Source organism: Streptomyces echinatus, assembly GCF_014203595.1.
GTDB classification, from domain to species: Bacteria; Actinomycetota; Actinomycetes; order Streptomycetales; family Streptomycetaceae; genus Streptomyces; species Streptomyces echinatus.
In genome coordinates, this window is sequence record NZ_JACHJK010000015.1 from 24078 (window position 1) to 49576 (window position 25499).

24 protein-coding genes are annotated in these 25499 nt (G+C 72.6%); 13 read left to right on the forward strand and 11 right to left on the reverse strand.

Features of this window, described 5'->3' with window-relative positions:
* The first annotated feature begins 51 nt into the window (after positions 1 to 51).
* Genes FHS34_RS32815 through tyrS form a run of 3 tightly spaced genes read left to right on the forward strand, consistent with a single transcriptional unit; the run spans position 52 to position 4292 of the window.
* Complete coding sequence (locus tag FHS34_RS32815) at positions 52 to 1575, forward strand: TldD/PmbA family protein (protein ID WP_184972287.1); 1524 nt, start codon at positions 52 to 54, stop codon at positions 1573 to 1575.
* Positions 1572 to 2966, forward strand: coding sequence for a metallopeptidase TldD-related protein (locus FHS34_RS32820; protein ID WP_184972289.1), 1395 nt, complete (start codon positions 1572 to 1574; stop codon positions 2964 to 2966). The genes FHS34_RS32815 and FHS34_RS32820 overlap by 4 nt, the downstream gene beginning before the upstream one ends.
* Positions 2967 to 3023: 57 nt before the next feature.
* The gene (tyrS, locus tag FHS34_RS32825) at positions 3024 to 4292 is read left to right on the forward strand and encodes a tyrosine--tRNA ligase (RefSeq protein WP_184972291.1); all 1269 of its coding nucleotides are present in this window, start codon (positions 3024 to 3026) and stop codon (positions 4290 to 4292) included.
* A 133-nt stretch (positions 4293 to 4425) separates the two neighbouring features.
* Here the strand turns inward: tyrS and FHS34_RS32830 are convergent, their stop codons facing one another.
* Complete coding sequence (locus tag FHS34_RS32830) at positions 4426 to 4707, reverse strand: GlsB/YeaQ/YmgE family stress response membrane protein (protein ID WP_184972293.1); 282 nt, start codon at positions 4705 to 4707, stop codon at positions 4426 to 4428.
* Positions 4708 to 4950: 243 nt separating this feature from the next.
* Between FHS34_RS32830 and FHS34_RS32835 the strand changes: the two genes are divergently transcribed.
* A complete protein-coding gene (locus FHS34_RS32835; RefSeq protein ID WP_184972295.1) occupies positions 4951 to 5370 on the forward strand; it encodes a DUF3099 domain-containing protein in 420 nt (139 codons plus the stop codon).
* A gap of 224 nt (positions 5371 to 5594) precedes the next feature.
* Positions 5595 to 5813 carry a hypothetical protein gene (locus FHS34_RS32840; RefSeq protein WP_184972297.1) on the forward strand — a complete coding sequence of 73 codons (219 nt, stop codon included), beginning with the start codon at positions 5595 to 5597 and terminating at the stop codon, positions 5811 to 5813.
* 20 nt (positions 5814 to 5833) lie between these two features.
* Here FHS34_RS32840 and moaA read toward each other — a convergent pair whose 3' ends face one another.
* From moaA to FHS34_RS32855, 3 genes are all read right to left on the reverse strand, one after another.
* Entirely contained in the window at positions 5834 to 6823 is a 990-nt protein-coding gene (gene moaA, locus FHS34_RS32845) for a GTP 3',8-cyclase MoaA (RefSeq protein ID WP_225817751.1), read from the reverse strand.
* A gap of 171 nt (positions 6824 to 6994) precedes the next feature.
* Positions 6995 to 8620, reverse strand: a complete 1626-nt coding sequence (locus FHS34_RS32850; RefSeq protein WP_184972301.1) for a monocarboxylic acid transporter — start codon at positions 8618 to 8620, stop codon at positions 6995 to 6997.
* Positions 8617 to 8973, reverse strand: a complete 357-nt coding sequence (locus tag FHS34_RS32855) for a DUF485 domain-containing protein (protein WP_184972304.1) — start codon at positions 8971 to 8973, stop codon at positions 8617 to 8619. Before FHS34_RS32855 ends, FHS34_RS32850 begins: the two co-directional genes overlap by 4 nt.
* 283 nt (positions 8974 to 9256) lie before the next feature.
* Here FHS34_RS32855 and FHS34_RS32860 point away from each other — a divergent pair, with 283 nt between their 5' ends.
* Together FHS34_RS32860 and FHS34_RS32865 are read left to right on the forward strand one after the other, a co-directional pair.
* Positions 9257 to 10783 carry a S8 family peptidase gene (locus FHS34_RS32860; protein ID WP_184972306.1) on the forward strand — a complete coding sequence of 509 codons (1527 nt, stop codon included), beginning with the start codon at positions 9257 to 9259 and terminating at the stop codon, positions 10781 to 10783.
* A gap of 86 nt (positions 10784 to 10869) precedes the next feature.
* Positions 10870 to 12246, forward strand: coding sequence for a CoA transferase (locus FHS34_RS32865; RefSeq protein ID WP_184972308.1), 1377 nt, complete (start codon positions 10870 to 10872; stop codon positions 12244 to 12246).
* Positions 12247 to 12252: 6 nt separating this feature from the next.
* Here the strand turns inward: FHS34_RS32865 and FHS34_RS32870 are convergent, their stop codons facing one another.
* The 6 genes from FHS34_RS32870 to FHS34_RS32895 all read right to left on the reverse strand — a co-directional run bounded on the left by FHS34_RS32870 (position 12253) and on the right by FHS34_RS32895 (position 18555).
* Positions 12253 to 13299, reverse strand: a complete 1047-nt coding sequence (locus FHS34_RS32870) for a zinc-dependent alcohol dehydrogenase family protein (protein ID WP_184972310.1) — start codon at positions 13297 to 13299, stop codon at positions 12253 to 12255.
* Between the two features lie 139 nt (positions 13300 to 13438).
* Entirely contained in the window at positions 13439 to 14149 is a 711-nt protein-coding gene (locus FHS34_RS32875) for a VIT1/CCC1 transporter family protein (RefSeq protein ID WP_184972312.1), read from the reverse strand.
* A gap of 84 nt (positions 14150 to 14233) precedes the next feature.
* Positions 14234 to 15463 (reverse strand): amidohydrolase family protein, encoded by a 1230-nt coding sequence (locus FHS34_RS32880; RefSeq protein WP_184972313.1) that lies wholly within the window; start codon positions 15461 to 15463, stop codon positions 14234 to 14236.
* Positions 15460 to 16773, reverse strand: a complete 1314-nt coding sequence (locus FHS34_RS32885) for an amidohydrolase family protein (RefSeq protein WP_184972315.1) — start codon at positions 16771 to 16773, stop codon at positions 15460 to 15462. Before FHS34_RS32885 ends, FHS34_RS32880 begins: the two co-directional genes overlap by 4 nt.
* A 17-nt stretch (positions 16774 to 16790) precedes the next feature.
* Positions 16791 to 17675, reverse strand: a complete 885-nt coding sequence (locus FHS34_RS32890; RefSeq protein WP_184972672.1) for an SDR family NAD(P)-dependent oxidoreductase — start codon at positions 17673 to 17675, stop codon at positions 16791 to 16793.
* 82 nt (positions 17676 to 17757) lie between these two features.
* Positions 17758 to 18555, reverse strand: a complete 798-nt coding sequence (locus tag FHS34_RS32895) for an acetoacetate decarboxylase family protein (RefSeq protein WP_184972674.1) — start codon at positions 18553 to 18555, stop codon at positions 17758 to 17760.
* A 101-nt stretch (positions 18556 to 18656) separates the two neighbouring features.
* On the opposite strand from FHS34_RS32895, the gene FHS34_RS32900 reads away from it, so the two are divergent.
* The 6 genes from FHS34_RS32900 (at position 18657) to FHS34_RS32925 (ending at position 24560) form a co-directional block, all read left to right on the forward strand.
* Positions 18657 to 19292, forward strand: coding sequence for a TetR/AcrR family transcriptional regulator (locus FHS34_RS32900; protein ID WP_184972317.1), 636 nt, complete (start codon positions 18657 to 18659; stop codon positions 19290 to 19292).
* A gap of 396 nt (positions 19293 to 19688) precedes the next feature.
* Complete coding sequence (locus FHS34_RS32905; RefSeq protein WP_184972319.1) at positions 19689 to 20678, forward strand: DEDDh family exonuclease; 990 nt, start codon at positions 19689 to 19691, stop codon at positions 20676 to 20678.
* 172 nt (positions 20679 to 20850) lie between these two features.
* Positions 20851 to 21084 carry a metallothionein gene (locus tag FHS34_RS32910; RefSeq protein ID WP_184972321.1) on the forward strand — a complete coding sequence of 78 codons (234 nt, stop codon included), beginning with the start codon at positions 20851 to 20853 and terminating at the stop codon, positions 21082 to 21084.
* 49 nt (positions 21085 to 21133) lie between these two features.
* Positions 21134 to 21931: an SURF1 family cytochrome oxidase biogenesis protein gene (locus FHS34_RS32915; RefSeq protein WP_184972323.1), complete on the forward strand. Its 798-nt coding sequence runs from the start codon at positions 21134 to 21136 to the stop codon at positions 21929 to 21931.
* 83 nt (positions 21932 to 22014) lie between these two features.
* Positions 22015 to 23799, forward strand: coding sequence for a glycoside hydrolase family 15 protein (locus FHS34_RS32920; protein WP_184972325.1), 1785 nt, complete (start codon positions 22015 to 22017; stop codon positions 23797 to 23799).
* A 5-nt stretch (positions 23800 to 23804) separates the two neighbouring features.
* Positions 23805 to 24560 carry an SDR family oxidoreductase gene (locus tag FHS34_RS32925; RefSeq protein WP_184972327.1) on the forward strand — a complete coding sequence of 252 codons (756 nt, stop codon included), beginning with the start codon at positions 23805 to 23807 and terminating at the stop codon, positions 24558 to 24560.
* A gap of 117 nt (positions 24561 to 24677) precedes the next feature.
* On the opposite strand, the gene FHS34_RS32930 is transcribed toward FHS34_RS32925, so the two are convergent.
* Positions 24678 to 25481 (reverse strand): enoyl-CoA hydratase/isomerase family protein, encoded by an 804-nt coding sequence (locus FHS34_RS32930; protein WP_184972329.1) that lies wholly within the window; start codon positions 25479 to 25481, stop codon positions 24678 to 24680.
* Positions 25482 to 25499 lie beyond the last annotated feature (18 nt).

The following is a 25499-nucleotide window of genomic DNA, read 5'->3' on the forward strand; positions in this document are numbered from 1 at the left end:
CTCCCGCGCCATGATCGGAGCCGGACAGGCCACGACAGCAGGGAGACCTCCGTGCCTCATTCGATCGACGAAGCGTTCACCGCGCTTCCGCTGCGGGCCCTCGCCGACGCCGCGCTCGCCAGGGCACGTGCGCTGGGGGCCGAGCACGCGGACTTCCGGTTCGAGCGGGTGCGCAGCGCGTCCTGGCGGCTGCGGGACGCCAAGCCCGCCGGATCGTCGGACACCACCGACCTCGGGTACGCGGTCCGGGTCGTGCACGGCGGGACGTGGGGCTTCGCCTCCGGGGTGGATCTGACCATGGACGCCACCGCCCGGGTCGCCTCGCAGGCGGTGGCCATGGCCAAGCTGTCCGCGCGGGTGATCACTGCGGCCGGGTCGGACGAGAGGGTGGAGCTGGCCGACGAGCCGGTGCACGCCGACCGGACGTGGATCTCCTCGTACGAGATCGATCCCTTCTCGGTGCCCGGCGACGAGAAGGCCGCGCTGCTCGCGGAGTGGAGCGCACGGCTGCTGGCCGCGAACGGCGTCAGCCATGTCGACGCCTCGCTGCTCACCGTGCACGAGAACAAGTTCTACGCGGACACCGCCGGAACGGTGACCACCCAGCAGCGGGTGCGGCTGCATCCGCAGCTGACGGCCGTGTCGGTCGACGAGTCGAGCGGCGAGTTCGACTCCATGCGCACCATCGCGCCGCCGGTGGGGCGCGGCTGGGAGTACCTGACGGGCACCGGCTGGGACTGGGACGGCGAGCTGGAGCGGATCCCGGAGCTGCTCGCCGAGAAGATGCGCGCGCCGAGCGTGCAGCCGGGCCTGTACGACCTGGTGGTCGACCCGTCCAACCTGTGGCTGACCATCCACGAGTCCATCGGCCACGCCACCGAGCTGGACCGCGCCCTCGGCTACGAGGCCGCCTACGCCGGCACCTCCTTCGCCACCTTCGACCAGCTGGGCAAGCTCAAGTACGGCTCCGAGCTGATGAACGTCACCGGTGACCGCACCGCCGAGCACGGGCTCGCGACCATCGGCTACGACGACGAGGGCGTCGCGGCGCAGTCCTGGGACCTGGTGAAGGACGGCAGGCTGGTGGGCTACCAGCTGGACCGGCGCATCGCGCGGCTGACCGGGTTCGAGCGGTCCAACGGGTGCGCGTACGCCGACTCCCCCGGCCATGTGCCGGTGCAGCGCATGGCCAACGTCTCGCTCCGGCCGGATCCGGCCGGGCTGTCCACCGAGGACCTGATCGGCGGGGTCGACCGGGGCATCTACGTCGTCGGCGACCGGTCCTGGTCGATCGACATGCAGAGGTACAACTTCCAGTTCACCGGCCAGCGCTTCTTCAAGATCGAGAACGGGCGGATCACCGGGCAGCTCAAGGACGTCGCCTACCAGGCCACGACCACCGACTTCTGGGGCTCCATGGCCGCCGTGGGCGGACCGGGGACCTATGTCCTCGGCGGGGCCTTCAACTGCGGCAAGGCCCAGCCGGGCCAGGTGGCCGCCGTGTCCCACGGGTGCCCCTCCGCCCTCTTCAAGGGCGTCAACATCCTCAACACCACGCAGGAGGCCGGTCGATGAGCGCCCGCACCAACAAGCCGCACGAGGTCGTCGAGCAGGCGCTGGCGCTGTCCCGCGCCGACGGCTGTGTCGTCATCGCCGACGAGCACTCCACCGCCAACCTGCGCTGGGCGGGCAACGCGCTCACCACCAACGGTGTGACCCGGGGCCGTACGCTCACCGTGATCGCGACCATGGACGGCAAGGAGGGCACCGCCTCCGGCGTCGTGTCCCGGTCCGCGGTCACCGCGGAGGAGCTCGAACCGCTGGTGCGGGCCGCCGAGGCCGCCGCGCGCGGCGCCGGACCCGCCGAGGACGCGCAGCCGCTGGTCGACGGGGTGCCGCAGAGCCCGGACTTCACCGACGCGCCCGCCGAGACCTCCTCCGCCGTGTTCGCCGACTTCGCCCCGGCGCTCGGCGAGGCCTTCGCACGCGCGCGTGCCGGCGGCCGGGAGCTGTACGGCTTCGCCAACCACGAGCTGGTGTCCACGTACGTCGGGACGTCCACCGGACTGCGCCTGCGGCACGACCAGCCCACCGGCACGCTGGAGCTGAACGCCAAGTCCCCGGACCGCACGCGCTCGGCGTGGGCCGGCCGGTCCACCCGGGACTTCAAGGACGTCGACCCGGGCGCGCTGGACGCCGAGCTGGCCGTGCGGCTCGGCTGGGCGGAGCGGCGCGTGGAGCTGCCCGCGGGCCGCTACGAGACGCTGCTGCCGCCCACCGCGGTCGCGGACCTGCTGATCTACCAGCTGTGGTCGGCGTCGGGCCGGGACGCGGCCGAGGGCCGGACGGTGTTCTCCAAGCCGGGCGGCGGCACCCGGTTCGGCGAAAGGCTGAGCGGGCTGCCGCTGACCCTGCGCAGTGACCCGGACGAGCCGGGACTGGAGTGCCCGCCGTTCGTGATCGCCCACTCCTCGGGCGGCGACCAGTCGGTGTTCGACAACGGGCTGCCCGCGCACGCCACCGAGTGGATCGGCGAGGGTGTGCTCAAGCACCTGACGACCACGCGGCACAGCGCGGCCCTGACCGGGCTCCCGGTCGCGCCCGCCCTGGGGAACCTCATCCTGGACGGCGGCGGCGACCGCTCTCTCGAGGAGATGGTCGCGGACACCGAGCGCGGGCTGCTGCTGACCTGCCTGTGGTACATCCGCGAGGTCGACCCGGCGACCCTGCTGCTGACGGGCCTGACCCGGGACGGCGTCTACCTCGTCGAGAACGGCGAGGTGACCGGGCAGGTGAACAACTTCCGGTTCAATGAGTCGCCGGTGGACCTGCTGGGCCGGGCCACGGAGGCCGGGCGGACGGAGAAGACGCTGCCGCGCGAGTGGAGCGACTGGTTCACCCGGGCCGCGATGCCCGCGCTGCGGATCCCGGATTTCAATATGAGCTCTGTCAGTCAGGGCGTATAACCTCGTAGTCGGCTGTCACCCGACCGCCCGAAGATCCACCGAGGAGACACGAGAACCGTGACGGACATCGTCGACGAGCTGAAGTGGCGGGGGCTCATCGCCCTCTCCACGGACGAGGACGCACTGCGCAAGGCGTTCGCGGACGGCCCCGTCACGTTCTATTGCGGTTTCGACCCGACCGCGCCCAGTCTGCACCTCGGCAACCTCGTGCAGATCCTGACGATGCGCCGCATCCAGGAGGCGGGCAACCGTCCGCTGGCGCTGGTCGGCGGTGCCACGGGTCTCATCGGCGACCCCAAGCCCACGGCTGAGCGCACGCTGAACGCGCCCGAGGTCGTGGCGGGGTGGGTGGAGCGGCTGCGTGCCCAGATCGAGCCGCTGCTCCACTTCGACGGGCCCAACGCCGCGGTGATGGTCAACAACCTGGACTGGACCCAGGGCCTGTCCGCCATCGAGTTCCTGCGGGACATCGGCAAGCACTTCCGGGTCAACAAGATGATCGCCAAGGAGGCCGTCTCCCGGCGGCTCAACTCCGACGCGGGCATCAGCTACACCGAGTTCAGCTACCAGATCCTGCAGGGCATGGACTTCCTGGAGCTGTACCGGCGCCACGGCTGCACCCTGCAGACCGGCGGCAGCGACCAGTGGGGCAACCTCACCTCGGGCACGGACCTGATCCACCGGGCCGAGCCGGAGGCCGTCGTGCACGCGCTGGGCACGCCGCTGATCACCAAGGCGGACGGCACCAAGTTCGGCAAGACCGAGTCCGGCACGGTGTGGCTCGACCCGGAGATGACCACGCCGTACGCGTTCTACCAGTTCTGGGTCAACGCGGACGACCGGGACGTCTCCAAGTTCCTGCGCATCTTCAGCTTCCGGTCCCGTGAGGAGATCGAGGAGCTGGAGCGGCAGACGCACGAGCGTCCGCAGGCGCGGGCGGCGCAGCGGGCGCTCGCCGAGGAGCTGACGACGCTGGTGCACGGCGCCGGCCAGACGGCCGCGGTGATCGCCGCCTCCAAGGCGCTGTTCGGCCAGGGCGAGCTGACGGAGCTGGACGAGAAGACGCTGGCCGCGGCGCTGTCCGAGGTCCCGCACATCCAGGTCGCCGAGCTCTCCCCGGTGGTCCACCTGTTCGCCGAGGTCGGGCTGGTGGCCAGCAAGTCCGCCGCCCGGCGCACGGTGAAGGAGGGCGGTGCCTACGTGAACAACGCGAAGATCACCGCGGAGGACGCCGTCCCGGCGGCCGAGGAGCTGCTGCACGGACGGTGGCTGGTGCTGCGGCGCGGAAAGAAGAATCTGGCCGCCGTGGAGGTCACCGGCGCCTGAGCGCCGCAGAGGTGCGGGCGGTCCGGGGGACCAGCAGAGGTGTGGGCGGTCCGGGGGACCGCGGCGTTCGCCGTGGTTCCTCGGGCGGTCTCCCGCGCCCCCTAGGGTGCGGGTCTCGCGGGCGGGCCCGCGTTCAGGCCCGCTGCTGCTTCTTCTTGCCCAGCGTCGCCATGTACAGCGCGTCCACGGCCGCGACGATGATGATCGCGGCCACCAGCTGGAAGATGTGCCGGCTCCAGTCGATGCCGCGGGTCGCCTCCACGCCGACCGCGCGGGCGACCGCGTTGCCCACGATCGCGCCCAGCATGCCGCAGATGGTGGTCAGCCACAGCGGGCTGTGCTGCTTGCCCGGAATGATCGCCTTGGCGATGAGGCCCAGCACGAATCCCACGATGATCGCCCACAACCAGCCCATGGCTGCCTCCTCGTACGGCTCGACGTGAGCATTACGGCCAGTGTGGTTCGGTCCGCCGTACGGCGCATGTCGGGTTCCCCCGTACGCGGCACGGCCCGAGGCGTCTTCGCAGGCCGGGCGTGACCCGGTCTCGAAGGCGGCGGGTGCGCGGCGTAACGTGGAGGTGTCCCCGCGGCTCCTCGCCGCATGGGGACGAGGAGACGGGCCGGGGAGAGTCCCATGCGGGCGGATGGTGGGAATGTGATGCGGAAACAGCACGGCGGCAGCGGCCAGGTGTTCCGGATCACCGGTGCCCGGACCGGTCTCGCCGAGGACGTCCGGGGACGCCAGCGGCGGTACGTGATCTCGATGACGGTCCGTACCCTGTCGGTGATCCTCGCCGTCACGCTGTGGAACGTCGAGCGGTACGTCGCCATCGTCGCGCTCGTGCTCGGTGCGGCGCTCCCCTATATCGCCGTCGTGATCGCCAACGCGGGCCGGGAGAGGCCGCCGTCGCTGCCGTCGACGTTCGTCGTCGCGCCGACGCGACCGATGATCGCGCCGTCGCGGGCCGACGAGGAGCAGGCGGAGCCGGTGCGGGAGTCCGCGCCAGAGGACGTGCCGGAGGACGTGCCGGCGAGCGAGGCGGCCGGGGTCCGCGGTGAGCGCCCCGACCCGGTCTGAGCCGCCGAAGCGGAATGCGGCCCCCCGTCAAGCTCAAGAAAACCTCAGATCAATCCTGCTGTTCCGGTGCCGGGCGGTGGGGTACCCGTGACATACTGCGTACGCGCTCCGCATCCCCCGTCGGAGCGACGGACCGACGCCGGGCAGCTCCCCCCGTGGCTGCCCGGCGTCGCCCTGTTTACGACCCTTTCAGCCCGACCGAGAGACGAACCCGAGACGAAGCCGTGAGTGACGAGACCCCGATCTGCTCCGCGAAGGGCTGCCGTGCCGACGCCGTGTGGGTGCTGGCGTGGAACAACCCGAAGATCCACACGCCGGAGCGGCGCAAGACGTGGCTCGCCTGCGACGAGCACCGCGAGCATCTCTCACAGTTCCTCGGCGTGCGGGGGTTCCTGAAGGACGTCGTGAAGTTCGAGGACTGGCAGGCTTCCGAAGAGGGCTAGCCCCAGTGCTCCCGAGCGGGTCAGCCACCGATCGCCGACATCGGGCGGTCCGGCTGCACGAACGACGGGTCGTCCAGGCCGGCGCCCGCCTTCTTGCCCCACATCGCCAGCCGCCAGATGCGGGCGATCTCCTCGTCCGGTGCTCCGGACCGCAGGGCGGCGCGGAGGTCGGTCTCCTCGGTGGCGAACAGACAGGTGCGTATCTGGCCGTCGGCGGTGAGGCGGGTGCGGTCGCAGGCCGCGCAGAACGGCCGGGTGACCGAGGCGATCACGCCGACCCGGTGCGGGCCGCCGTCCACCAGCCAGCGCTCCGCCGGTGCCGAGCCACGCGCGTCGGCGCCCTCGGCGGTGAGCTCGAAGCGGGTGCGCAGGGAGGCGAGGATGTCCCCGGCGGTGACCATGCCCTCGCGCTTCCAGCCGTGCTGGGCGTCCAGGGGCATCTGCTCGATGAAACGCAGTTCGTAGTCGTGCTCGACCGCCCAGGCGAGCAGGTCGGGGGCCTCGTCGTCGTTCAGGCCCGGCATCAGGACCGAGTTGACCTTGACGGGGGTCAGGCCGGCTTCGCGGGCGGCGGTCAGGCCCTCCAGCACGTCCTTGTGGCGGTCGCGCCGGGTGAGGGTCTTGAAGACGTCCGGGCGGAGGGTGTCCAGGGAGACGTTGACCCGGTCCAGGCCCGCCGCCTTCAGGGCCGGCGCGGTGCGCTTGAGGCCGATCCCGTTGGTGGTGAGGGACATCTGGGGGCGGGGTTCGAGGGCCGCGACGCGCTCGACGATGCCGACCAGGCCCGGGCGGAGCAGGGGCTCGCCGCCGGTGAAGCGGACCTCCTCGATGCCCAGCGTCCGGACCGCGACGTCGATCAGGCGGACGATCTCGTCGTCGGTCAGGAGATCGGGCTTGGCCAGCCACTGCAGGCCTTCCTCGGGCATGCAGTAGGTGCAGCGCAGATTGCAGCGGTCGGTGAGTGAGACCCGCAGGTCGGTGGCCACTCGGCCATAGGTGTCGATGAGCACGTGGGCCCCCTCCCTCTTCCGATCACTCATGTTCGGTCAGGTGTACGTCCTCTGTCACCTGCGAGCCTACGTGACCGCACCGACATCGACAGCGGCCCGATCCCACGAGGTCCGTCACGGCCGCGTCGTAGGACCGTACAGTCCTGGCCGGCGCGGCCGTCCGGAGGAACCTCAGTGCGCTCCGGTGCCGGTCAGGGACCGCACCTCCAGCTCCGCGTACTTACCGGTGTCCGGGGCCTCCTTGGACAGCAGGGTGCCCACGACACCGAGCAGGAATCCCACGGGGATGGAGATGATGCCGGGGTTCTCCAGCGGGAACCAGTGGAAGTCGACGTCGGGGAACATCGAGGTCGGCTTTCCGGAGACCACCGGGGAGAACAGCACCAGGCCGACCGCGGTGACCAGGCCGCCGTAGATCGACCACAGGGCGCCCGTGGTGGTGAACCGCTTCCAGAACAGGCTGTAGAGGATGGTCGGCAGGTTGGCGGAGGCGGCCACCGCGAAGGCGAGGGCGACCAGGCCGGCCACGTTCAGGTCGCGGGCCAGGGCGCCGAGCACGATCGAGACCGCGCCGATTCCGACGGTCGCCCAGCGGGCCGCGCCCACCTCCTGCTTCTCGGTGGCGCGGCCCCTCTTGATGACGTTCGCGTAGATGTCGTGCGCGAACGAGGACGACGAGGCCAGGGTGAGGCCGGCGACCACCGCGAGGATCGTGGCGAAGGCGACCGCCGAGATGGTGGCGAGCAGGACGGCTCCCCAGTCGGAGTCGACACCGCCCAGATGCAGCGCCAGCAGTGGCGCGGCCGTGTTGCCCGCCTTGTTGGAGGCGATGATCTCCTCGGGTTTGATCAGCGCGGCCGCACCGAAGCCGAGGGCGAGGGTCATCAGGTAGAAGGCGCCGATCAGGCCGATCGCCCAGATCACGGACTTACGGGCGGCCTTGGCGGTGGGCACCGTGTAGAAGCGGATCAGGATGTGCGGCAGACCGGCGGTCCCGAGGACCAGGGCGATGCCGAGCGAGAGGAAGTCCAGCTTGGTGGTGCCGGTGGCGCCGTACTTCAGTCCGGGCTCCAGGAACGCGCTGCCCTTGCCGCTGCTGTCGGCGGCCCTGCCGAGCAGGTCCGAGATGTTGAAGTCGAACTTGAGCAGCACCAGGAAGGTCAGCAGCAGGGCGCCGATGATCAGCAGCACCGCCTTGACCATCTGGACCCAGGTGGTGCCCTTCATGCCGCCGATGGTGACGTACACGATCATCAGGACGCCGACCAGGGCGACGATGCCGATCTTGCCGCCGTCGCTGGTGATGCCGAGGAGCAGGGAGACGAGAACGCCGGCGCCCGCCATTTGGGCCAGCAGGTAGAAGATCGACACCACGATCGTGGAGGTGCCGGCGGCGGTGCGGACGGGGCGCTGGCGCATCCGGTAGGCCAGCACGTCGCCCATCGTGTAGCGGCCGGAGTTGCGCAGCGGCTCGGCGACCAGGAGCAGGGCGACGAGCCAGGCGACGAGGAAGCCGATGGAGTACAGGAAGCCGTCGTAGCCGAAGAGGGCGATGGCGCCGGCGATGCCGAGGAAGGACGCGGCCGACATGTAGTCGCCGGAGACCGCGAGGCCGTTCTGGAAGCCGGTGAACTGCCGTCCGCCGGCGTAGAAGTCCGCGGCGTCCTTGGTCTGGCGGCCGGCCCAGACGGTGATGACGAGCGTCGCGGCGACGAACACCGCGAACAGGGTGATGATCAGCGTCCGGTGCTCGCTCGCCTCGCCGGCGGCGAGCAGGGTGTGCTGCGCGGGGCTCATGCTCCGCCCTCCATCCGGGACTTGATGGCTTCGGCCTTCGGGTCGAGCTTGGCGGCGGCGTGCCGCGCGTACCACCAGGCGATGAGGAACGTGGTGAGGAACTGGGCGAGGCCCAGGACGAGGGCGACGTTGACGTTGCCGGCCACCTTGGTGCCCATGAAGCCGCCCGCGTAGTTGGACAGCAGGACGTACAGCAGGTACCAGGCGATGAAGGCGACCGTCAGCGGGAAGGCGAAGGAGCGGTGGGCGCGGCGCAGTTCACCGAACTCCGCGCTCTGCTGCACCTCGGTGAACTCCTCGGTGGAGGGAAGGTGGGCCTGGGGTTTCGCGGGCGGCGGTGTCTCGGTAGCCACGGAGTCTCCTCGCGTCACGGACGTGCGCTTCCTGATCTCACAGGGACGGGGTCACATTACAGGGAGTCATCGGCCGACTCCCTGCCGTGATGTCCGGCGGGCCTCGATCCTGATGGGCCCCCCGTTCACGGTCACGGCGCGACGGCCGGAGCGGTTCAAGTCCGCCTGGCTCTTTCGGAGATCAGCCCCGGGAGATAGCTTCGCCCTGCACCACCCGTCATGTACCTGCCCGAGCACCACCTGCGTCTCGGGCGGTTCCGTATCCGGATGATGTGGAGATCCCATGGCTCATCTGCGCTCCAGACGTCGGCTCGCGCTCGCCGTGCCGGTCGCGCTGTCACTGACCGCCGCGCTCGGTTTCCTTCCCACGGCGGCCTCGGCGGCGACCCCGGCGGCCACGGCGGCACGAGCGGCGGACGGCCCCGGCCTCGCGTACGTGGTCAACACCAGGACGGACCATCGCACGATCGAGTCGGTGCAGCGTGCGATCACGCGCAACGGCGGCACGGTCGTGGCGAGTTACGACCGGATCGGGGTCATCGTCGTCCACTCCGCGAACCCCGACTTCGGCCCGCGGATGCGTGCCGTACGCGGCGTGCAGTCGGCGGGCGCCACGCGCACCGCTCCGCTGACGGCGGCGGGCACGACGGACGAGGGCGCGGTGCAGGTCCTGTCGAAGGCGGAGGCCGCGAAGGTCTCCCGGGGCGCCGCGGCGGGCGAGGAGCCGCTGGAGGCCGACCAGTGGGATCTGCGGGCGATCGGCGCCGACAAGGCCGCGACGATCGATCCGGGCAGCCGCCACGTCACGGTCGGCGTCATCGACACGGGCGTCGACGACACCCACCCGGACATCGCGCCGAACTTCTCGGCCTCCCAGTCGGCGAGCTGCGTGAGCGGCAAGGCGGACACGACGTACGGCGCGTGGCGGCCGGCGGACGCCGACCACTACCACGGCACCCACGTGGCGGGCGAGATAGCCGCGGCCCGCAACGGCATAGGCGTGGCGGGTGTGGCGCCGGGCGTGAAGGTCGCGAGCATCACCGTGGCCCAGCCGGACGCGACCTCGCTGTTCTACCCGGAGAGCGTGGTCTGCGCCTTCGTGTTCGCCGCGGACCACGGCATCGAGATCACGAACAACAGCTACTACGTTGATCCGTGGCTGTACAACTGCATGGACGACCCCGATCAGCGCGCCATCGTTGACGCGGTCAACAGGGCTCAGCTGTACGCCCAGGACAAGGGCACGCTCAACGTCGCCTCGGCGGGCAACTCCAACGACGACCTGGACGCCGACGCGCTCACCGACGCGTCCAGCCCCGACGACGCGACGCCCACGACCCGCACGGTCGACCCGCACGAGTGCTTCGACGTGCCGACCCAGCTGCCGGGTGTGGTGACGGTGAGCGCGGTGGGCGTGAAGGGCACCAAGTCGTACTACTCCAGCTACGGCCGGGGTGTGGTCGACGTGGCGGGCCCGGGCGGCGACAAGTACCAGATCCCGGACACGCCGTCGAAGAACGGCCGCATCCTGTCCACGCTGCCGAACGGCCAGTACGGCTTCCTGCAGGGCACCTCGATGGCCTCGCCGCACGTCGCCGCCGTGGCCGCGCTGCTCAAGTCGTCCCACCCGCACGCCACTCCGGCCCAGCTCCAGGCGCTGCTGAAGGCGGAGGCGGACAACCCGGGCTGCCCGGCCGAGCCGTACGACGGTAACGGCGACGGGGTCGTGGACGCGACCTGCGCCGGCGGCAAGCGGGTCAACGGGTTCTACGGCTTCGGGGTCGTCAACGCACTGCGCGCGGTCAAGTAGACCCACCGCGGGCGGTCAAGCAGGGGGCGCTTCACTATGCGGTATTGAACACAAGATTGATTGAATCAATACTGCATAGTGAAGTAATGACTGCAATCAATGACGCCTGGAAGGCCCTGGGCGGCGACCCGGGACTGCTGCCGCGTGTCTCGGCCGTCGTGCGCCGGGACGTCCTCGGCGCGCGGCTGCCGGTCAGGGAGCTGGCACGCGCGTGCGTGGGAGCGTGCGCGCTGGCCGCCGCCGAACTGGGCGCGCGGCGGGCCGGGCTCGCCGAGGTGCCTGCGGTCACCGTGGACGACGGCGCGGTGGCCGCGGCCTTCCACAGCGAACGGCTCCTGACGGTCGACGGCCGGACACCGGACGTCTTCGCGCCGCTGTCGCGGTTCTGGCGCACGGCCGACGGCTGGGTGCGCACGCACGCCAACTACCCGCACCACCGCGCCCGGCTGCTGGACGCGCTGGGGCTGGCGCGGGACGCCACGGCGGAGCAGGTGGCCGGCCGGCTCGCCGAGGGCTCCGCCCTGGAGACGGAGGAGACCGTCCAGCGGGCCGGGGGCCTCGCCGTGGCCCTGCGCACGCCCGCGCGGTGGCGGGCGCACGCTCAGGCGGCCGAGGTGGCGGCGCGTCCGCTGGTCGAGCGGGAGCGGCTGGACGCCGTACGCACGCACGCGCTCCCCCCGCTCGATCCCGGTGCCGCCGTCCTGCTGCCCGCGGCAGGGCTGCGCGTCCTGGACCTGACCCGGGTGCTGGCGGGCCCGGTCGCCACCCGCACCCTCGCCCTGCTGGGCGCGGAGGTGCTGCGGCTGGACGCCCCGTGGCTGCCGGAGCTGCCGGACCAGCACGCCGACACGGGCTTCGGCAAGCGGTCCGCCACCCTCGGCCTGCCCGGCGACCGGGAAGCCTTCGAGGAACTCCTGAGCACGGCCGACGTCGTGGTGACCGGCTACCGGCCGGGCGCCCTCGACCGGTTCGGGCTCTCCCCCGAGGCGCTGGCCGCGCGGCGCCCCGGCCTGGTCGTGGCGCAGGTGTCGGCGTGGGGCGCGTACGGACCGTGGGGCGGGCGGCGCGGCTTCGACAGCCTGGTCCAGGTCGCCACCGGCATCGCGGTGACCGAGGGCTCGGCGGGTGAGCCGGGGGCGCTGCCCGCGCAGGCCCTGGACCACGGCACCGGCTACCTCCTGGCGGCAGCCGTGCTGCGGGCGGTCACCGAGCGGTCGGACGAGGGCGGGAGCCGGCTGGTCCGGGCGGCGCTGGCCCGGACGGCCCTCTGGCTCACGGCCGGCATCGGGCCGGACCCGGCCGAGGGGGTGCCCCACCCGGGTCCCGGCACCTGGCTGGCCGAGACGGACAGCGCGCTCGGCCGGCTGCGGCACGCGCGCCCGCCCGTGTCCTTCACCGGCGGCCCCACCGGCTGGGAGCGGCCTCCTGTGCCGTGGGGCTCGGACCCGGCGAAGTGGCGGTGACGGCCGTCAGCCGTTGGTCACCATCACCTTGAGCGCCGTGCGCCCGTCCATGGCCTTGTAGCCGGCCGGGACGCCCTCGATGTCGACGGTCATGTCGAAGACCGGGGACGGGTCGACCGTGCCGTCGAGGACGTCGGGCAGCAGCTCGGGGATGTAGGCGCGGACCGGGGCGACGCCGCCGCGCAGGGCGATGTTGCGGTCGAACATCACCCCGAGGTCCAGGCCGGTGCCGCTGCCGTGGGGGACGCCCACGAAGCCGATGGCGCCGCCGTCGCGGGTGATGTCGACGGCCGTCCGCATGGACTGCTCGGTGCCGACCGCCTCGACGACGGCGTGCGCCCCCTGCCCGCGGGTCAGCTCGCGAACGGCCTCGACGGCCGCCTCCCCGCGCTCGGCGACGACGTCGGTGGCGCCGAACCGGCGCGCGATGCCGGTACGCGCCTCGTGCCGGCCCAGGGCGATGATCCGCTCGGCGCCGAGCCGCTTGGCGGCCAGTACGGCGCACAGCCCGACCGCGCCGTCGCCGACGACCGCGACCGTGGCGCCGGGCCGGACGCCCGCGCCGAGGGCGGCGTGGTGACCCGTGCCGAGGACGTCGGACAGGGTCAGCAGGGCGGACAGCAGGTGGTCGTCGGAGGCGGCGTCCTTGGGCAGCTGCACCAGGGTGCCGTCGGCGAACGGGACGCGGACGGCCTCGCCCTGGCCGCCGTCGTGGCCGACGGTGCCCCAGAAGCCGCCGTGCTCGCAGGACGTGGTCAGGCCCTCGCGGCAGTAGTCGCAGACGCCGTCGGACCACATGAAGGGGGCGACCACCAGGTCACCGCGGCGGAGGGTGCTCACCTCGGAGCCGGTCTCCTCCACGACACCGAGGAACTCGTGCCCGATCCGCTGCCCGGGCTGACGGGCCGCCTCGCCGCGGTAGGCCCACAGGTCGCTGCCGCAGATGCAGGCTCGCAGCACCCGCACGACGGCGTCGGTCGGCAGCTGCACGACGGGCTCGGGCACGTCCTCCACGCGCATGTCGTACGGGGCGTGGATGGTGGTGGCGCGCATGGCGGGGGTCCTTCTCGTGCGGGGTGTGCGAGATCGTCCGACGCGCTCAGGGGTGGCGAGCGCACTTCACGGTACGCCGCGCCCGCCGTGGCCCGCGCGGCCAGGGTGTCCCGCGCGGCCGGGGCTCGGCTCGACGCGGTCAGACCCCCGCCGCCCCCAGCAGGGTCCCCGCCGCGTACGTCACTCCCATCGCCAGGGCCCCGCCCGCCATGTTCCGCAGCACCGCCCGCCTCGGATCCGCCGCGCCGAGGCGGGCGGATGTCCAGCCGGTGACGACGAGGGCGGCGAGGACCGAGAGGACGGTGACCGGGAGGCGCGGGCCGGGCGGGGGCAGGACGATGGCCAGCAGGGGGAGCAGCGCGCCCACGGTGAAGGCCAGGAAGCTCGCCCATGCCGCGTGCCAGGGGTCGGTCAGCTGGTCCGGGTCGATGCCCAGCTCCACGCGCGCGTGGGCCTTCAGCGCGTCCCGCGCGGTGAGCTGTTCGGCGGCCTCGCGGGCCACCTCGCGGGACAGGCCGCGCTCCGCGAGCAGCTCGGTCAGCTCGCGCAGTTCGGCCTCCGGCTGCTCGCGCAGTTCCCGTCTCTCCACGGCCAGGGCCGCCATCTCGGAGTCGCGCTGGGTGGAGACGGAGACGTATTCGCCGGCCGCCATGGACATCGACCCGGCGAGCAGGCCGGCCAGTCCCGCGGTGAGCAGGGCGGCCCGGCTCTCGGTCGCCCCGGCCACGCCGACGACCAGTCCCGCGGTGGAGACGATGCCGTCGTTCGCGCCCAGCACGGCCGCCCGGAGCCAGTTGAGCCGGGAACCGAGCGCGCCGCCGTGAGACTCGTCGTGGGTGGGTTCCGTCACAGCAGGGAGGATCCCACCCCGGCGGTCACGGCCGCCGTACCGACATCGGCGCTCCGCCGGCCCCGTGGCGCCGCCGCCCCGCTCTCACCACACCCTGACCGAGGCTCCCCGGGCGAACACCGGGCTGGTGGCGTCGGCCGGCGGTTCCGTCAGGGGCTCGGCGATCTCGGCCACCGTGGGGCCGACCTTCGCCGCGACGGGGTCCAGGAGGGCGAGGTCGAAGCCGTAGACCCGGGCGGCGTTGCCGCCGACCATGGCGGCGACCTCCGCGCGCGGGACGCCCGCGTAGGAGAACCGCAGGGCTTCGCGGGTGTACGGGTGGGTGCCCTCGTCGTGCGGATAGTCGCTCCCCCACATGATCTTGTCGACGCCGATGCGGTCGCGCAGCGGCACCTCGTGGGGGCGCATGAAGCTGGCGCCGACGTAGCAGTTGTCCCGCCAGACCCGGGAGGGTGGCCGGCCCATGCCCGCGGCCAGGCCGACGCCGAACTTCGCCTCCGCGGTGTCGCTCCGGGCGGCCGTGGCGACCATGCGGCCGTGGTAGTAGTCCAGCATGTCCAGGACCCCGGGGATCCAGCCGGAGCCCTGTTCGGTGAGGACCAGCCTGAGGTCCGGGTGGCGGCGGAAGGCGCCGCCGAAGACCAGGTGCCACAGGGCGCGGTGGGAGAACCAGGTCGTCTCCACCATGAAGACCGCGCGTGCGGCCGGTTCCTCGCCGAGCGGCGGGGACGCGGAGCCGGCGTGGTGGTTGACGGGGAGGCCGAGTTCCGCGCAGGCGGCCCAGATCGGGTCGTAGGTCCGCGAGTACAGCTCGGGCAGGCCGGAGCCGGGCGGGGTGCCGGGCAGCATCAGGCCGCCCCGCAGGCCCGCCGAGGCGGCCCACCGGATCTCCTTGACGGCCTCCTCCACGTCCCCGAGGAGGATCTGGAAGACGCCGGCGCGGCGGCCCGGCGCCGCCGCGCAGAAGTCAGCGAGCCACCGGTTGTGGGCGCGCAGGCCGGCCCAGCGCCGCCGGAAGTCCTCCGCGTCCGGGGGCGGGGCCATGAGCGAGCCGGACGGGAAGAACGGCGGGATGGTGTTCGGGAAGATCACCTCCGCGACGATTCCGTCCGCCTCCATCTCTGCGAGGCGCCGCTCGGAGTTCCAGTTCCGGTCGGCGGAGTCGGCGAGGAGGTCCTCGTGGGGGTTGACGTAGGTGGCGGCCCAGACGTCGAAGTCGTCGTGGTGGCGCTCGGCCAGGTACGGCTTGTAGTCGAGCAGGTCGGCGCCGGCGTGGCAGTCGGCCGAGATCACCGTGTAGCGGTCCTCGCTCATCGGGTCGCCTCCGGGAGGGGGAAGTCGTGGTCGGGTCCCAGGAGCGGGAAGTCGCCGTCCGTCAGCCAGTGCCGGCCGCTCTCGCGCGAGCGTGCCCAGGACGCCTCCACGGCCGCCTGGTCGGCGGGCTGGCCGAGGCCGGCGGGCGTGGGGCCGATGCGGCGGGCGAGCGGCGCCAGCTTCCCGGTGTCGAAGCCGAAGACCTCGGCCGCGGCGAGGCCCAGCATGCGGCGGGTCTCGGCGACCGGGATGTCGTGGAAGGTGCGGCGCAGCCACGCGCGCGTGTCGGGCCAGGTGCCCTCGGGGTGCGGGAAGTCGCTGCCCCAGAGGATGTTGTCGACGCCGATCTCGTAACGCTGGGCCAGTTCGCGCCGCTTGGTGTTGGTGGCGCAGACGAAGATCTGCCGGTCCAGGTACTCGTGCGGCGGGCGCCTGAGTTCCTCGAACGGGGAGAGCTTCTTGCCGCCGTGTGCGCCGAGGTAGAGGCGGTCCATGAACCACAGCAGGTTGGGCAGCCACCAGCAGCCCGACTCGGCGACGCCGAAGCGCAGCCCCGGGTGGCGTTCGAAGACACCGGACCAGAGCAGGAACCACAGCGGGCGGGCCGGCCACCAGGTGACCTCGGAGACGTAGATGCCGAGGTGGTCGCCGTACTCGTGGCGCGGGGCGGCGCCGGAGTGGGTGAGTACCGGCATGCCGCACTCGGCCGCCGCCGCCCACACCGGGTCGTACCGGCGGTCGTGGTACGGCTCCTGCCCCGCCCACATCGCGGGGATCATCAGGGCGCCGAGGCCGGACTCCCGCGCCCGGCGGATCTCGGCGACGACCCGGTCGACGGGGGCCGTGACGGGCAGCAGGGCGACTCCGCAGTGCCGTTCGGGGTGCTCGGAGACGAACTCCGCGAGCCAGCGGTTGTGGGCCTGCGCGCCCGCCATCCCCAGCTCGGGGTCCTGGTCTCCGGAGAGGCCGAGGCCCACGCCGAAGGGCGCGGCGGTCCGGCTGTCCACGGCGTCGGCGTCCGGGAAGACGACCTCGGCGGCCACCCCGTCGCCGTCCAGTTCCTTCAGCCGCTGCGCGGTGTCCCAGCCGCCGCGCAGGCCCTCCTCGTTCTCGCGGAACCACCGGTCGGCGAACGCCTCGTTGCGGACGCCCAGCCGGGTCATCTCCTCGCGCCGCCGGTCGCGGCCCGCGAGGAACTCGTCGAAGTCCCGGTGGAAACGGGACTCCAGATACGGCCGGTACCGCTCGGTGGGCAGCCCGGCGTGACAGTCGGAGGAGATGATCAGGTACGGGTCGTCGTGTGCGCTCACCAGGGCCTCCTCTCGGTTCAGTCCAGGACGAAGGGTTCGAGGTACGACGGGTTCGCGCGCTCCAGCATCGACCGGGACCGCGCGCGGATCTGCGCGTCGCTGTGCTCGCTCTCCGGCAGCAGCCAGAAGCGGTCCTGCCGGATGCCGTCCACGACGAGGCCGGCGACCTCCTCGACGGGTGTGAAGCGGACCTCCCGGCCGGCCGCGCGCATCGCGGCCTCCCACTGGTCGAGGCTGCGGTAGGGGGTCCTGCGCGGGCGTCGCTTGGCATAGCGGGCGGGGCGGTTGCGGTGCGACTCCCACAGCCCGGTGCGCAGCATGTGGGGGCCCGGGAAGAGGACGGAGGCGCCCACGCGCGTGTGCTCCGCCCTGAGGTGGGCGTAGAGGGACTCGGTCAGGGTGACGACGGCCGCCTTGGTGACCGCGTACACGGAGGCGGTCGGGAGGGGCGCGACACCGCCGTCGGCGGAGGACGTGTTGACCACATGACCGGGTTGACCCGACTTGATCATCCTGGGTACGAACGCCTGGACGCCGTGGAAGACGCCCCACACGTTGACGGCGAAGGCCCACTTCCAGTCGTTCGGGTCGTGTTCCCACATGCGGCCCTCGGCGCCGGAGCCCACGCCCGCGTTGTTGCACAGGACGTGCACGGCGCCGTAGGTGTCGTACGCCGCCTCGGCCAGTGCCACGACCTGGTCGCGTTCGCCGACGTCGACCACGCGCGCGTGCACGTCGGCGCCCTCGGCGCGCAGGTCCGCCGCGGCCTTGCCGAGTGCCGGCTCCTCCACGTCGGCGAGGACGACCTTCAGGCCCTCGGCCGCGAACCGCCGGGCCATCGCCAGCCCGATCCCGCTCGCCGCCCCGGTGACGACGGCGACCTGTCCCGCCCGCAGCTCCACGGTCACTCCCCTCCTCGCGTGGTCCGGGCCGGCCCGGCTCCCCGTCGGTGCGCCGGGGGCCGTCCCCCGGGCGGGCGGGGCATCACGCGCTCCCCTCGGGCGGCGCGTCGAGGACCTGCAGCGGGTCGTCGTAGCGCTGGTGGAGGTAGGGCAACAAGGCGTGGGGGTCCACGCGTTCCACGGCCCGGCCATGCTGGTCACTGGTCTTCTCGCCGACGGTGATCTCCAGCAGGTCCCGGACCGGAAGGTCGGCGACGGGGTCGTACATCGACTCCCGCAGGACGACGTCCCCGGTGATCCGTTCCAGCCGGCGCACCTTCTCGTGGCGCACGCAGTGGACGAGGACGGGGTCGCCGTCGAAGCCGTGGCCGTCCACCGCGGGGAGGCACTTGAAGTAGAAGTCGGTCCTGCGGGCGGGCTCGGGCAGGGGCAGCGGGCCGCTCACCGCCCCGCGCACCTCCACGAAGGCGATGCCGTGCCGCGCCAGTGCCGCCCGTACGACGAGGCCGTCGCGCTCGACGGTGACCTCGCCGAGCTTCTTGGGTTCCCCGAAGACCTCACGGCCGCCGGTGAGGGCGCGCTCGTGGCTCATCGGCATCACCAGCGGGTACCAGCCGTCGGTCTCGCCGTGGGCTGCGGCGACCGCGAAGGAGCCGGCGCCGAGCGGGTAGCCGGGCAGCTCGACCTTGCTGATGGTCACCCGCACCAGGGGCCGTGCCGCGGGCTTGAGCGGGGGCGGCAGGACCGCCGCGACCGCGTCCGGGTCGGTCTCCCAGACCGCCACCACCCCGGTGGACCAGACACCGGGGAGCCGTGCGCTCGCGGTGCGCGTGGCCGCGATCTCCCGCTCGGTCCGCGCGCCGTACCGTACGCGTGTCATCGCCGTACCGCCCTTCTCCTGACGGACCGTCACCTGTAACACAGTTACAGCAGACCGGGCTCGGGGTAAATACACGTGCGCCGATGGGAGTTGGGGGGATCATGGCGAGCGGGGCGAGGGGCGGACTGACCCGGGAGGCGGTGCTGGAGGCCGCCGCCGGGCTGGTGCGCCGGCACGGCCCGGACGCGCTGACCATGCGCAGGCTCGCCGCCGAGCTGGGCACGGCGGTGACGTCGATCTACTGGCACGTCGGGGGCCGCGAGGCGCTGCTCGACGCGCTCGTGGAGCGGACCGTGGCCGGCCTCGGCGAGATCCGGCCGGCCGGGCGCACCCCGGAGCAGCGCGTGCTGTCCGTCGCGTGCGCCCTGCGGTGCCAGCTCCGGGACCATCCGCATCTGGTGGCCCTGGTGCACGAGCGCGGCCTGACCGAGCGGATGTTCCTGCCGGCCCAGCAGGTCCTGGTGCGCGAGGCCCAGGCGGCGGGGCTGCGCGGAGCCCGGGCCGCCGAGTTCGTCCGGGCCGTGCAGTTCCAGGTCGTCGGGCACGTGCTGGTGGAGCGCAACCGCGAGCGGGCTCCGGCACAGCACCCGGACGAGCGGGAGCTGTGGCGGGCCGGGAGCGCCGGGACCGATCCCGCGCTGGCCCGGGCGCTGGCCCGCCCGGTGGACACGGAACGGCTGTTCCTGACGGCCGTGCGGGCGCTGGTGCGATCCCTGCTGGCACCGCACGGGAAGTGACGGGCGTCCGCCGTACGTCTGACGTTGCGGCCCGCGGGGGTCACCGGCGCGAGGCCTCCCCTTCCCGGCCCCCGGGAAGCCACGGCGCACCCGGCGCCCTCACCTCCGCCCCCGCCCCGCCTCCGAGACTTTTCTTACCCGGGGCCCCTGTCCGCCCACGGCGTCCGTACCGCCCGTTTCGTGACACCGGACGGGGCGCCCGCGGCCGCCACGGGCGCGACCGGAGCGAACTCACCCGGGCGTCACGGCCTTTCGCCCGCACGCGCGCGTGCGGGGATAGGGAACGCCCGCGGGCTCGCGCACACGCGCGAGGGCCGAGCAGGAGGGCGATCCCGGGTCGCCCGGCCGGGACCTGACGAGCCGGGCTGTCAGTCACGGCCCGTATCCTCAATGACCATGCTCGAAGACCGTGCGACCGCAGTGTCCTCCCCCACCCAGTGGCCGGCCGCGTATCCGAAGGGATACGCGGTCGTTGACGTGGAGACCACCGGCCTGGCCCGGGACGACCGGATCATCTCCGCGGCCGTCTACCGGCTGGACGAGCACGGCGAGGTCGAGGACCACTGGTACACGCTGGTCAACCCGGAGCGCGATCCGGGACCCGTGTGGATACACGGTCTGACAACTGCGGTGCTCGACGGCGCACCGCTGTTCGCGGACATCGCGCAGGAGTTCGCCGCCCGCCTGGACGGCCGGGTGCTCGTCGCGCACAACGCGGTCTTCGACTGGCAGATGATCGCGCGGGAGTACGCGCGCGTGCGGAGCGAGGCGCCGGTGCGGCAGCGCCTGTGCACCATCGCGCTGTCGAAGGAGCTGGGCCTGCCGCTGCCCAACTTCAAGCTGGAGTCGCTGGCGGCGCACTTCGGGGTCGTGCAGCAGCGGGCGCACCACGCGCTGGACGACGCGCGCGTGCTGGCGGAGGCGTTCCGGCCCAGCCTGCGGGCCGCGGCGGAGGGCGGTGTCCGGCTGCCGCTGCTGGAGTGCCGGCCGCTGACGGAGTGGTCGGACCGGCCCGTGCCCCGGCAGTCGGCGGGCGGCTACGGCAGCTACCGGCCCACCAGTTGGCGCCCGTCCCGCAAAAGGCCCGCATGCCCCTATCCCAACCCGGGTCGCTACGAAGACGGCAAAAGACTCAAACAGGGCATGCGGGTGGCCTTCTCCGGCGACACGTCGACCGAGCGCGAGCTGCTGGAGGACCGGGCCGTGGAGGCCGGTCTGCACGTCGCCACCAGCGTCTCCCGGCTGACCAGCCTGCTGGTGACCAACGACCCGGACTCGGGCACCTCGAAGACGGTCAAGGCCCGGCAGTTCGGCACGCCGATCATGGACGAGGCCGCGTTCGGGCAGCTGCTCAGGGATGTCGAGCCGGCCGACGGGCAGGCGTGACAGCAGGCGCGACACCGGCCGGCGGACACTCCGTCCCCCAGCGCGAAGGACACCCCGTCGACCGGGGCCGAAGGGCACTCCAGCGCCGGGCGAGCGTACGAATGGGTGATTACCACACGACTCACCCGGCCCCCGCTCGCCCGGGAATCGGCGACGGCTCACCCTGTGGCGCATGGCGACATGCGAAGTTTGCGGCAATGACTACGGAATGACCTTCGAGGTGCACGCGCAGGGCTCGGTGCACGTCTTCGACTGCTTCTCCTGCGCGATCCACCGCATGGCCCCGATCTGCGAGCACTGCCGGGTGCAGATCATCGGCCAGGGCGTGGAGGTGGAGGGCCACTGGTACTGCGGCGCGCACTGCGCCCGCGCCGAGGGGAGGGCCGGCATCGTCGACCGGGTGTGACCCGGTACCCGCGTGAATGCACCCCACGGCCCGGAGGTAACGTCGTGGGGTGCACCGCTACCGCTTTCTGCTGTCCCGCCAGTGGGTGATCCTCACTCTCGTCGCGATCGCGCTGATCCCGACGATGATCAGGCTGGGTTTCTGGCAGCAGCACCGGTACGAGGAACGCACGGCCCGCAACGACCTCGTCTCCGCCGCGCTGCACGCGAAGCCGGTTCCCGTGGAGCGGCTGACCTCTCCCGGCCACGCGGTGAGCCGTACCGAGAAGTACCGCACGGTCACCGCGGCCGGCACCTTCGACACCGCGAAGGAGGTCGTGGTCCGCCGCCGGACCAGCTCCGACGGCGAGGTCGGCTTCCACGTCCTCACCCCGTTCGTCCTCAGCGACGGCAAGGTGCTGCTCGTCAACCGCGGCTGGATCCCCGCGAACGGCGTCCAGACCGCCTTCCCCGAGATCCCCGCCCCGCCCGCCGGCCGCACCACCGTCACCGGGCGGCTGATGGCCGACGAGACGACCGCGGCGAGCGGCATCAAGAACGTCAAGGGTCTCCCCGACCGGCAGATCATGCTGATCAGCAGCGCGGAGGAGGCGCGGCGGCTGGGCGCGCCGGTGCTCGGCGGCTACATCCAGCAGACCGCCCCCCAGCCCAGGGACGGCTCCCCGGAACAGATCTCCGACCCGGGCAGCGAGGACGCCCCGCTGAACTACGCCTACATGATCCAGTGGTGGCTGTTCGCGGCGGCCGTTCCGGTCGGCTGGTGGTTCCTGGTCCGGCGGGAGATCCGGGACCGTGAGGAGGCCGCGGCGCAGCCGCAGCCGGAGGAAACCGAACCGGCCACGGTCTGAGCACGCCGTCGTCGTCCGGGAACCGGTCACTCCCCCGGCGGCCCACCTGATTGGCCCCCTGGTCCGCCGGGAAACCGCATTCCGTGAACGCGCGCATCGACGACTACGCACTCATCGGGGACGAGCAGACCGCGGCGCTGGTCGGCAAGGACGGGTCGATCGACTGGCTGTGCCTGCCGCGCTTCGACTCCGGTGCCTGCTTCGCCCGGATGCTCGGCGACGAGGACCACGGTTACTGGCGGATCGCACCCGAGGGAGCGGACACCTGCACCCGCCGTGCCTATCGTTCCGACACCCTCGTCCTGGACACCGAGTGGGAGACGGCCGACGGCGCGGTCCGTGTCACCGACCTGATGCCACAGCGCGACCGCGCCCCGGACGTCGTGCGGATCGTGGAGGGCGTCAGCGGCCGGGTCACCGTCCGCAGCACCCTGCGCCTGCGCTTCGACTACGGCTCGGTCACGCCCTGGGTGCGCCGCGCGGACGGCCACCGGGTGGCCGTCGCGGGTCCGGACTCCGCCTGGCTGCGCGCCGAACCGCCGGTACGCACCTGGGGCGAGGACTTCGGCACCCACTCGGAGTTCACCCTCACCGAGGGCGAACGGGTCGCGTTCGTGCTCACCTGGCACCCCTCGCACGAGAAACGCCCGCCGCTCACCGACCCGTACGAGGCGCTGGAGAGCAGCGTCACCGACTGGCGGCGCTGGGCTCGGCGGTGCCGGTACGACGGCCCGTACCGGGACGAGGTCGTCCGCTCCCTCATCACCCTCAAGGCCCTCACCTACGCCCCGACCGGCGGGATCGTCGCCGCGGCGACCACCTCGCTGCCGGAGAAGCCGGGCGGCGTGCGCAACTGGGACTACCGCTACTGCTGGCTGCGCGACTCCACCCTCACCCTCGGCGCGCTGCTCACCGCGGGCTATCAGGACGAGGCCGAGGCCTGGCGGAACTGGCTGCTGCGCGCGGTCGCCGGCAACCCGGACGACCTGCAGATCATGTACGGCGTCGCGGGCGAGCGGCGGCTGCCGGAGACGGAACTGCCGTGGCTGCCCGGTTTCGCCGGCTCCTCCCCCGTCCGCATCGGCAACGGCGCCGTCGACCAGCTCCAGCTGGACGTGTACGGCGAGGTGATGGACTCGCTGTCGCTGGCCCGCGCGTCGGGACTGTCGCCCCGGCCGCACATGTGGGCCATGCAGCGCTCGCTGATGACGTTCCTGGAGTCGGCGTGGCGGCAGCCGGACGAGGGCCTGTGGGAGGTGCGCGGCGGCCGGCGCCCGTTCGTGCACTCCAAGGTGATGGTGTGGGTGGCCGCCGACCGCGCCGTGCGGACGCTGGAGCAGCACAAGGAGCTGGACGGCGACCTGGAGGGCTGGCGCGGACTGCGCGACGAGGTCCACCGGGAGGTGTGTGAGAAGGGCTTCGACGCCGAGCGCAACACCTTCACCCAGTACTACGGCTCTCGCGAACTCGACGCGGCACTGCTGCTCATCCCCCGGGTGGGGTTCCTGCCGCCGGACGACCCGCGGGTGACCGGCACGGTCGACGCGATCCGCGACGGCCTCGGGCACGGTGGCTTCCTGCGCCGCTACGACACCGAGGACTCGGTGATCGACGGGCTGCCGAGCGGCGAGGGCGCCTTCCTGGCCTGTTCCTTCTGGCTGGCCGACGCACTGCATCTGACCGGCCGGAGGAAGGAGGCCCGCGAGCTGTTCGACCGGCTGGTGGGCCTGTGCAACGACGTGGGCCTGCTGGCCGAGGAGTACGACCCCGTCGACGGCCGTCAGCTGGGCAACTTCCCGCAGGCGTTCAGTCACATCGGTCTGGTGAACACCGCCCTCACGCTGTACGGGGACGACGAGGCAGGATAGGGGTCATGGATCTTGGACTGAAGGACCGGGTGTACGTCGTCACCGGGGCCACCCGGGGCCTCGGCAACGCCACCGCGCGGGAACTCGTCGCCGACGGGGCGAAGGTGGTCATCACCGGCCGGGACGAGAAGCGGGTCGCCGACGCCGCCGCCGAACTGGGCCCGAACGCGGTGGGCGTGGCCGTGGACAACGCCGACGACGAGGCTCCCGGGCGGCTGATCGCGGCCGCCCGCGAGCACTTCGGCGGCTTCCACGGGGTGTTGGTGAGCGTGGGCGGGCCGCCGCCCGGGTTCGTCGCGGACAACACCGACGAACAGTGGCGGGCCGCCTTCGAGTCCGTCTTCCTCGGCGCGGTGCGGGTCGCCCGCGCCGCGGCGGCCGAGCTGGAGGCGGGCGGTGTCATCGGCTTCGTGCTGTCCGGGTCGGTGTACGAGCCGATTCCAGGCCTGACCGTGTCCAACGGGCTGCGGCCGGGGCTGGCCGGCTTCGCCAAGTCGATCGCCGACGAACTGGGGCCGCGGGGGATCCGGGTGGTGGGGCTGCTGCCGGGGCGGATCGCCACGGACCGCATGCGCGAGCTGGACGCGCTGTCGGCCGACCCCGAGGCCACCAGGGCCGCCAACGAGTCGCGGATCCCGCTGCGCCGGTACGGGGTGCCCGAGGAGTTCGGGCGGGTCGCGGCGTTCGTGCTGTCTCCGGCGGCGTCCTATGTGACGGGCGTGATGGTGCCCGTGGACGGCGGCACACGACACGGGTTCTGATGCGCTGCCCGGCCGGCGGTGGCCGTGTCGGTCACCGCCGGCCGGCCGGCGCCGTTGTTCCGGTTCAGGGCCGGTGCCGGGAACCCCTCCGGGCAGGGCCGACGCGGCCCCGCCCGCTCATTCGCCGAGCCCGGCCAGGTCCCGCAGCCGTCGGGCCTGGGCGGCCCGCTCCGCGGCGCGCTGCTCCTCGTAGGAGCGGCCGGCGGCACCCCGGAGCAACCCCTTGGTCTCCACCACGGCGTCGCGGGGCGCGGCCAGCACGGCGGCGGCCAGGTCCCGTGCCGCCGCGTCGAGTTCGGCCGCGGGCACCGCGAGGTTGGCCAGCCCGCTGGACACCGACTCCGCGGCCCCGACGAACCGTCCGGTCACGCAGATCTCCAGCGCACGGGCGTACCCGACGAGCCCGACCAGCGGATGGGTGCCGGTCAGGTCGGGGACGAGACCGAGGCTGGTCTCGCGCATGGCGAACTGCACGTCGTCGGCGACGACCCGCAGGTCGCAGCCGAGCGCGAGCTGGAAGCCGGCCCCGATGGCATGCCCCTGGACAGCGGCGATGGACACGATGTCGGTCCGCCGCCACCAGGTGAACGCCTCCTGGTACTCGGCGATGGTCGCGTCGAGCCCGGCGTCGTCACGGCGCGCGAGTTCGATGAAGGTCGGCTCGCCCGGGATCCCCTCCGGAGTGAACATCTGCCGGTCCAGCCCGGCGGAGAAGGACTTGCCCTCGCCGCGCAGCACCACGACGCGGACGGAGCCCGGCAGCAGCCTCCCGGCCTCGGCGAGCGCCCGCCACAGAGCGGGGCTCTGCGCATTGCGCTTGTCCGGGTTGGTCAGCGTCACCGTGGCGAGCGCGTCGTCGACGGTGAGCCGTACGCCGTCCTTGTCGAGTACAGGAGCGAGGTCCTGGTCGGGCGAAGCCATGGGGCGCCTCCGATGGGT

Coding starts and splice junctions, on each gene's coding strand:
- FHS34_RS32925 (WP_184972327.1), top strand. CDS start 23,805: ATGGATCTTGGACTGAAGGACCGGGTGTACGTCGTCACCGGGGCCACC.
- FHS34_RS32860 (WP_184972306.1), top strand. CDS start 9,257: ATGGCTCATCTGCGCTCCAGACGTCGGCTCGCGCTCGCCGTGCCGGTC.
- FHS34_RS32900 (WP_184972317.1), top strand. CDS start 18,657: ATGGCGAGCGGGGCGAGGGGCGGACTGACCCGGGAGGCGGTGCTGGAG.
- FHS34_RS32820 (WP_184972289.1), top strand. CDS start 1,572: ATGAGCGCCCGCACCAACAAGCCGCACGAGGTCGTCGAGCAGGCGCTG.
- FHS34_RS32865 (WP_184972308.1), top strand. CDS start 10,870: ATGACTGCAATCAATGACGCCTGGAAGGCCCTGGGCGGCGACCCGGGA.
- FHS34_RS32930 (WP_184972329.1), bottom strand. CDS start 25,481: ATGGCTTCGCCCGACCAGGACCTCGCTCCTGTACTCGACAAGGACGGC.
- FHS34_RS32830 (WP_184972293.1), bottom strand. CDS start 4,707: ATGGGCTGGTTGTGGGCGATCATCGTGGGATTCGTGCTGGGCCTCATC.
- FHS34_RS32880 (WP_184972313.1), bottom strand. CDS start 15,463: ATGAGCGAGGACCGCTACACGGTGATCTCGGCCGACTGCCACGCCGGC.
- FHS34_RS32910 (WP_184972321.1), top strand. CDS start 20,851: ATGGCGACATGCGAAGTTTGCGGCAATGACTACGGAATGACCTTCGAG.
- FHS34_RS32895 (WP_184972674.1), bottom strand. CDS start 18,555: ATGACACGCGTACGGTACGGCGCGCGGACCGAGCGGGAGATCGCGGCC.
- FHS34_RS32850 (WP_184972301.1), bottom strand. CDS start 8,620: ATGAGCCCCGCGCAGCACACCCTGCTCGCCGCCGGCGAGGCGAGCGAG.
- FHS34_RS32905 (WP_184972319.1), top strand. CDS start 19,689: ATGCTCGAAGACCGTGCGACCGCAGTGTCCTCCCCCACCCAGTGGCCG.
- FHS34_RS32870 (WP_184972310.1), bottom strand. CDS start 13,299: ATGCGCGCCACCACCATCCACGCCCCGTACGACATGCGCGTGGAGGAC.
- FHS34_RS32835 (WP_184972295.1), top strand. CDS start 4,951: ATGCGGAAACAGCACGGCGGCAGCGGCCAGGTGTTCCGGATCACCGGT.